Source organism: Clostridiales bacterium (genome assembly GCA_017961515.1).
Classification (GTDB): Bacteria; Bacillota; Clostridia; order Acetivibrionales; family RGIG10202; genus RGIG10202.
Genome location: JAGCXC010000073.1, coordinates 1 through 7,275, shown reverse-complemented (window position 1 = coordinate 7,275; position 7,275 = coordinate 1). Strand labels below are relative to the sequence as shown.

Below are 7,275 nucleotides of genomic sequence, written 5' to 3'. Positions count from 1 at the left end.
GTTTTTTGGCTTACTCAGTACACTTCTCTATAAGCTCTAGTAGCATTGAAGTCTTTTAAGTACTCTAGACAGAACATTTTTTGTTTTTCGTTGAGTTCGTTCTTCATTTATCTGTCTCTATATAAAACGGTAGGGAGTATAATCATTTTTTGTAAAGTGGTGGATTTTTCTTCAATAGAAAAGGAGAGAATAATATCTCTCCGATTCCATAGACTAAACAATGAAGAAGAACTACACTACATTAAATCGTAGCTATAGCAGTATATTCAAATTTTTAGAAATGGTGGATTTTTGTAATCAACTTTCTATCAGCTGTTCTTTTCTATCTCTTATCTTCTGCTTAGCTCATTCTAATATCCTATCTACTGTGGTATGATCGCAACCGTATATCTCAGCAATTTGTCTAGCTGTCATAGGCTGTCATGTATACTCATAGTCAAAGTAAAGGTCTAGGATCATGTCGTTTAGTTCTCTTCTTTCATCTGGTCTAAAGAATCTCTGTAGCTTAATTACATTCTCAATTTCGTAGCAGATGGTAACTCAGAAAAAGGATTCTTTTTCATAGAGTCTTCATCTCTTAAAATGCTGTCTTCTTTTGATAGTTAGCATTAGCTTTTGAATTTATAAATTCAATTACCATCTTCATCTTCTCAAATTAGTTCTATCAGATTGTTGTCTTCAAAATCTGGATCATTGTCATCTCGTTCCTCATAAATTTTGAGTAACTTCTCAATCATTAGTAAGATTTTTTCTTTAGTCATTCTCTTTGTTGTTAGTAGATAAATTCTTGTACTCTTCTCTATATTTAGCCTGTAATTCTCTATATTTTTTGTTTGTACATCTGATACATAACTCTCTATTCACTCTCTTCTCTATCCACTTTCAGCATTCTTTACATTGTATCTTCATGTTTATTTGAATAATGATATAAATCTCTTCCATAATGATGGTTTAGGTTTTGGCATTTGTATTCTGTTTCTTCAATAGAATTGTGGTGTAATTCTCTCTAGTTCTTTCATGTCTAGAATCTGTATATTCTCTTCTTTATTTATCTGATTCCTCCTTATAGCATTTTGAATAGGAGTCTTTTGATCTCTATGTCTTACATTGTACTCACATCTTGGAGTGTAGATAGCATCATGGAGATTCATTTTCTTTAGTCTTCTACTAAATGCAGGATAGCTTACAGGATGGTTACCTCTCTGTCTTTGCTTAGCACAGTGTACTCTGTAGTAGTACTTAATGTCTCAGATTTGGAAGTTAGGCATGGATTTTTTGGTTAAGAATTAAAGAAGAAATCTGTACACATAATTGGTTAATTGTTTCTTTATCCTCTCTATGTTGGATCTTGAGAGCATCTATCTCTCTCTTGAGTTGCTTAATCTCTCTATCTTTTTCTTCTAGTTCTTGATACTTCCTATTGAGAGTTAATTGAGTTAATCTCTCAGAATCTGTAATTTGTTTAGCCATGATTTGTTTTTATAGTAACTAAAAAATCTGACTTATTAGTCAGCTTGTCCTTTCGTTCGTTGAGTTCTTTAGTTATTCTTTCATAATCTCCATCAAAAACCTTATTCTTCTTTAGCTTTAATTCAAAATACCATTTCTCTCATCTTACTGATATGATCCATTCAGCAAATTCTAATGGAGTTTTATGGGCAGAAAAATTACTAAGGAGAGTATGGTGTCAGCTACATAAGCATATACCATTATCCAAATCAAATCTTGTAGTGTAGTTAGTCCTACTAAAAATATGATGGGAGTTTAAGTGGCTTGTTTTTCAGCAGTACTCACATTTGTATCATGCTCTCATTTTTACAAGCTCACTCCATAGACTGTCATAGTAGTCTAGATTTTTTCTCTTTGTAGTTTTTCTTTTTGCCATAACCTAAAATACCTAGATCATAAATCTAGGCTCTATCTCTTTATCTCCACTGCCTATAATTATACTCCTGAATTTTTACTTTGCAACACTTTTTTAAGTTAAAAACTAATGAAAAACTTTTAGTTATCATAATTTTCAGACTTTACCTTGTAAGTGATTGTTGACTTATTTATAAATAATTATGTGTATGGAGTAAAATTGGTAGAGTTTATACTGATTTTACTTTCTTAGTTAAGTTAAAATGATAGAAAATTATGTAAATTACATAACTTATGTTAAGCAATATGCTGACCGAACTATTAAGAACTATAAAAAATGATTAAAGAAGCTAGAAGAGTATTTGGTTACTATATGAAAAACTGTAGAAGATCCTGAGAGTATTAAGCTAGTAGATATATACAACTTCATAGAAGATATGTCTAAGAGTTGATTATCTGCTAGAACTTGTGCATGACACATCCGATCTATTGTAAGTTATTTTAAGTATTGTAAAAATATAGTTGAGTTAGATATACTAGACTATAAGAAGATACATACTCCTAAAATACCAGAAAGAAAAATCTGATATTTTTCTGAAGAAGAAAAACAAGCCATGCTAAAGATAGCTAAATCTTGATACTGAAGCAGTGAGGAAGAAGTTATAAGGAATAAACTTATAGTATACCTATTCCTGCATACTTGACTCAGATGCCATGAGCTTGCTAAGATTAGGCTGTATGATATATCCTGAGAGAGTTTACAGATAGTTGGTAAATGAGGAGTTAGGAGATTTGTTTATCTTAGAAGAGAGTTGTTGGATCTAGTTTACTTGTATTTAGGTAAAAGAAGTAAAGAGTCTGATTATTTATTTGGTGGCTATAAAAATTCCCATCTATCTACTGATCATATCAGACATACAATACATAAGATAGGAGAGTTGGCTTGAGTCCATGCTCATCCCCATAAATTCAGGCATACATTTGCTACTGATCTGCTCCATGTACCATGAAGTAATATCTATACAGTAGCTAAGTTATTGGGGCATAAGCATATATCTACTACTCAAATATATCTATGAGCAGATAATTCTGAGTTAAAAAAGATACAATTTTGATTAAAATTCTAAAAGATCATAAAAAACACCGATTTTTGTTAAGAGTTTTGCTAGTTAGAAACTTAATTTTGAAAAAAGTCATAAAAAACTTGCAAAATAATTTTTTTTGTATATAATTTCACTGTCAAAGGTTGGTAGAAAAATCTACCCAGATTAAATAAGTAAGTTATCTAAGTTAAAGAAAACCCAGCAAGAAATACAAGTTGGCTATCTACTTAGATCAGGAGGCACTAAGTCATGGCAACTTACTTAAAACCAACCAGAGACATGGTTGGTTTTTCTTTATGTTCTCCACACACAACATAAGGCTCTACCTCACAGAAAGACCAAACATTCAGGGTAATCACAGCAAATGTTGGACTTATTCATATTTGCTGTAGGAACGATTACCCCCTACAGCATATATGAGTGAGTCCTTTTTTGTAGACCTCTAGCATGAGAACTTAAAAGACTGCTCATAGATACTGACATCTTAAAAACAGTCTTTTATTTTTCTTACCCATGAAAAAGCATGAAACTAATCAGCAAATGAAATGGAAAGAACTATTACTGAATAGACACAGATGGATCTATTCATGAGATTGTAAAGCAGGGGGGATGATTCTACAGGACAAAGTATGTCATTGGAGAATGACTGAGACCTATAGGTAATCCTCTAAAGAAAGCTGACTTTACATTACAAGAGTAAAACAAAATGAGAGTTCGTATCCCAGATGAAGTTATTGAGCTAGCTAGATCTAAGGATATTGATGAGATGTTAAAAATGTTATGAGCAGCAGTTATCTATTCCATTGATAAAAAGGTTGTGGTTGAAGAGTTGGGAGAGTTGCTAGATCCGAATAAAAGAAGATCAGCAAAAATGCAGTGAAAACAAAATAGACTGTCCCACACTATAAATAAGAGTGTCCCACACTTAATTATAGACTGTCCCACTCTTAAAAATAAGTCTGTCCCACACTTAAAAAAAGAGTGTCCCACACTTAAAATCACAGACACGAATTGGCTAAACGAGGTACACGAAGAAAGTTGAGGGTTTATATATAGTAATAGTATATTACTAAATATAATAACATCATATATAGATAATAACATAACATATACATCTATAAAGTATCAAATAGATAAACAATGAAAAGAAAAATACATTGATACACAAATACAGGAAGCCGAAAAAGTTATCAAAAAAATCTGATTTCAGAATCTACAGCTCATTCTAGAATATCTACCACACGATGATTTCTGGAGTAAACAGATCCTATCAGTAGCTAAGCTCAATAAAAAGAACAGGGATGGAGTTCCTTACTATGCAGTAATCATGGATAGAATCAAACAACGAACTCCAAAAGTTATTTCAATTCCTACCATCTAAACAATGAATGACATCAAACTTTATGAAGAACTAAGCTACATCTACACATATGATGATAAGGCTTATCCTACCACACTATCAATGAAAGACTTAGAGAAAGTTCTTAACAGTAATCTGAAGTTTATCAATCTAGGTAATGATCTGGTTGCTATCAGCTCCATTAAGAGAGTTGAAGTAAGGAGTGTAGACAGTGTAGACAATGCACTACTCCAGATCAGTGATACAACTCTTAGAGAATCTGCGGCAGCAGAGATAAACAAAAGGAGAAAAAATGGAGACAGAGTGAATATTGAGATTCTAAACAACATTTTAGATCGTTTAACAGACTAAACATGGAAAAATTACTAGAACTCTTGAATGAGTATGAAGATTCCAGATGGGAGACTGTAGATGATTGACTCACAGAAGAAGAGAGAGAAGAATGAGCAATTATTGAAGAGACTCCACGATGGAGAGAGTACAAATGACATTTACGAGTGGCTAATGCCCATACAGTAGCATTTGAGAGAGATACATTTGATTCCTATGCTCTCAGTAAGAAATATGGATTTGTAAGGTGGCTTATAAACCATTGAAAAATCTGAACTGACTTCTTACAGCCAATGCTGAAAATGAATAAGAGGTATTGAATGGGAACACATGATACCATCCTAATGTATCTAGCTGTGAAAGATAATCCTGTACAATCTTTAATCTCTATGCTAAAGTAAAATGGAGAGCCACGAACACAAGAGACAGCTTGAAGCAATACAAGCTAGGAGAATAGCTTGGCTTAGATACCAGCTAGCTAAGAATCCAGAAAATATATTGCTAAAACAACATTTAGATCGTATAGACAACAACAATGACAGAGACTAAAAAAGAAAACATCTTTGAGAAAGTTGCAAGGATACAAGGAGAGATCTCTCTCAAAAAGGATGGTAAAAATCCATTCTACAAGTCTAAGTACATCACACTAGACAACATCATGGATAAGTTGCAGCCACTACTAGACAAAGAGTGACTTGTAGTATTCAATATGAATATTCCATGATGAGTAAAAACTATTGTTACAGATATGAATGAGACTGTATCTTCAGAGTTTATTGTGGATGGTATAAGTGATCCACAAGCTCTAGGAAAGGTAATCACTTACTGAAGAAGATATAACCTTACTTCAATATTCAATATTCTAGCCGATGAAGATGATGATGCTCAGAGCTTCTATGAAGAGAAAAAATCAGACCGATTTGAGAATGCTAAGAAGAGTACAACATTCATGAAGAACTGCCTAGATGAAGATGACTTTATCTCACAGATAAAAGGTAAATACAAGATGACTAAACAACAGGAGACTGATTTGAGATTATGCTATCAGAATACTGTAAAAAGTAATGATCCTTTACCTTTCAAATAGAATAAATGGAGAATATACTAGACAGAGCAGATAAACTATTTAGGAGTGGAAGTTCTGAAGAAATCCAGAGCTTCCTGCCTGAGATAGTTGCTACATATTGCAAGCTAGATGACATGAATGCTTACAATGAGACCAACCTAGATAAGATCAGAATAGCTGAGTATATCAGACTTAAAAAGCAAAAGAAAGAGTGAGGTAACTCATATTCAGATAAGGATATAGAAGTTATTGCTAAGAATAAAGCTCTCTCCACTTATGATCAGTTAGAGGTGGATAAGAAAACAGTTGCTCATATTAAGCTCTATATAGATCAGCTTACACAAAGGAAAATAGACTTAGCAGTACAGAATAAAAATCTGACAGCAGGAGTATCTTTATAATTTAATCTTACACATGACTAAACAAACAAAATTAGCAATTATAGCAACAACTATCCTATTGGGATTATTCTGATTATTTATTTATGCTAATCAGACAAAAGCAGATGATTCAGATTCTAGAAAGATATGAGATCTAGAATATCAAATGAATGAATTAAGAAAGCAAAAAGAGGCTTGCTTTAATGCTCTTACATATTCTGAGAGCATTGATGCATACAATTTGATAACAAAGCCTTGTGGTGAATTTGATGAGCAAATTATGGCTCTTAGGGAACAAGCTGACCTACTAAAATCAAAAGATTATGAAGTGGGTTTAGGGTTGAGCAGATAAGCTCAGAAAAAAATCCACTCTTTGTAGTAGAGAGTGAGACTGAGACAGCAGGAACAGCAGAAGTGATAGAGAATACTACTCCTATAGTTCATAAATGATTTGAAGCAAATGATCCTAGACAGAAATATGTTCAATATGCTTACAAGTTATGAGGTATGGATTTCGTAACCATGCTAGAATGTGAGAATGGGAATTGGAATCTGAAAGCCATAGGAGATAGCTGAAAAGCCTACTGACTATGTCAAATAAACACTAGATACCATAAACTTCCTGAATGATACAAAGACATTTGGCAAGTTCAGATAGAATATTGCTATGAGAAGTGGAGCAGTGGTACTAAGTTCTACTGACCAAGTAGAAAGATTAAATGACAAAGATGCTCAAATTATGTTTTAGATAGATTCATAATAAACGATGTGGAATAAGATAATTTTAGGATGATGGATATTGGTACTTATTGAGAGTATCTGAATGGTAGCATGGTTTATTTATGAATGTAATTTAACTGTAAGCTAAACATGAAAGGAGTGGAGTTGCCTTAAAGTTCTTCAGTCAGGTAGCTCATGCAGAGATGTATGAGGGGCTAGCAAATTTGCCTCATGGAATCCTGCAGCCTACCACCTTAGGATGAATAAGAAGTAAAAATATACAATACACTTGGGCAAGAGGTGGCTTGCCTTTAGAATTTATATTATATGTTTAGACAAATGGAAGCTAAAAAAGAAGAAGAAAAATCTGAATTAGAAAGAATTAGAGATTATTATATTGAAAGAGCTGTAGGAAATATGTGTAATGTTAGAGAAAATGCAATTATAAATGCT

At 32.8% G+C, this 7,275-nt stretch carries 4 protein-coding genes; 2 read left to right on the top strand and 2 right to left on the bottom strand.

Annotation, left to right across the window (positions count from 1 at the left end; translation table 11 throughout):
• Positions 1 to 14: 14 nt before the first annotated feature.
• Complete coding sequence (locus tag J6Y29_05025; GenBank protein MBP5427233.1) at positions 15 to 107, bottom strand: terminase small subunit; 93 nt, start codon at positions 105 to 107, stop codon at positions 15 to 17.
• Between the two features lie 873 nt (positions 108 to 980).
• Positions 981 to 1,151: a hypothetical protein gene (locus J6Y29_05020; GenBank protein ID MBP5427232.1), complete on the bottom strand. Its 171-nt coding sequence runs from the start codon at positions 1,149 to 1,151 to the stop codon at positions 981 to 983.
• 4,040 nt (positions 1,152 to 5,191) lie between these two features.
• Between J6Y29_05020 and J6Y29_05015 the strand changes: the two genes are divergently transcribed.
• Positions 5,192 to 5,350 (top strand): ERF family protein, encoded by a 159-nt coding sequence (locus tag J6Y29_05015; GenBank protein MBP5427231.1) that lies wholly within the window; start codon positions 5,192 to 5,194, stop codon positions 5,348 to 5,350.
• A gap of 918 nt (positions 5,351 to 6,268) precedes the next feature.
• Positions 6,269 to 6,454 carry a hypothetical protein gene (locus tag J6Y29_05010; GenBank protein MBP5427230.1) on the top strand — a complete coding sequence of 62 codons (186 nt, stop codon included), beginning with the start codon at positions 6,269 to 6,271 and terminating at the stop codon, positions 6,452 to 6,454.
• Positions 6,455 to 7,275 lie beyond the last annotated feature (821 nt).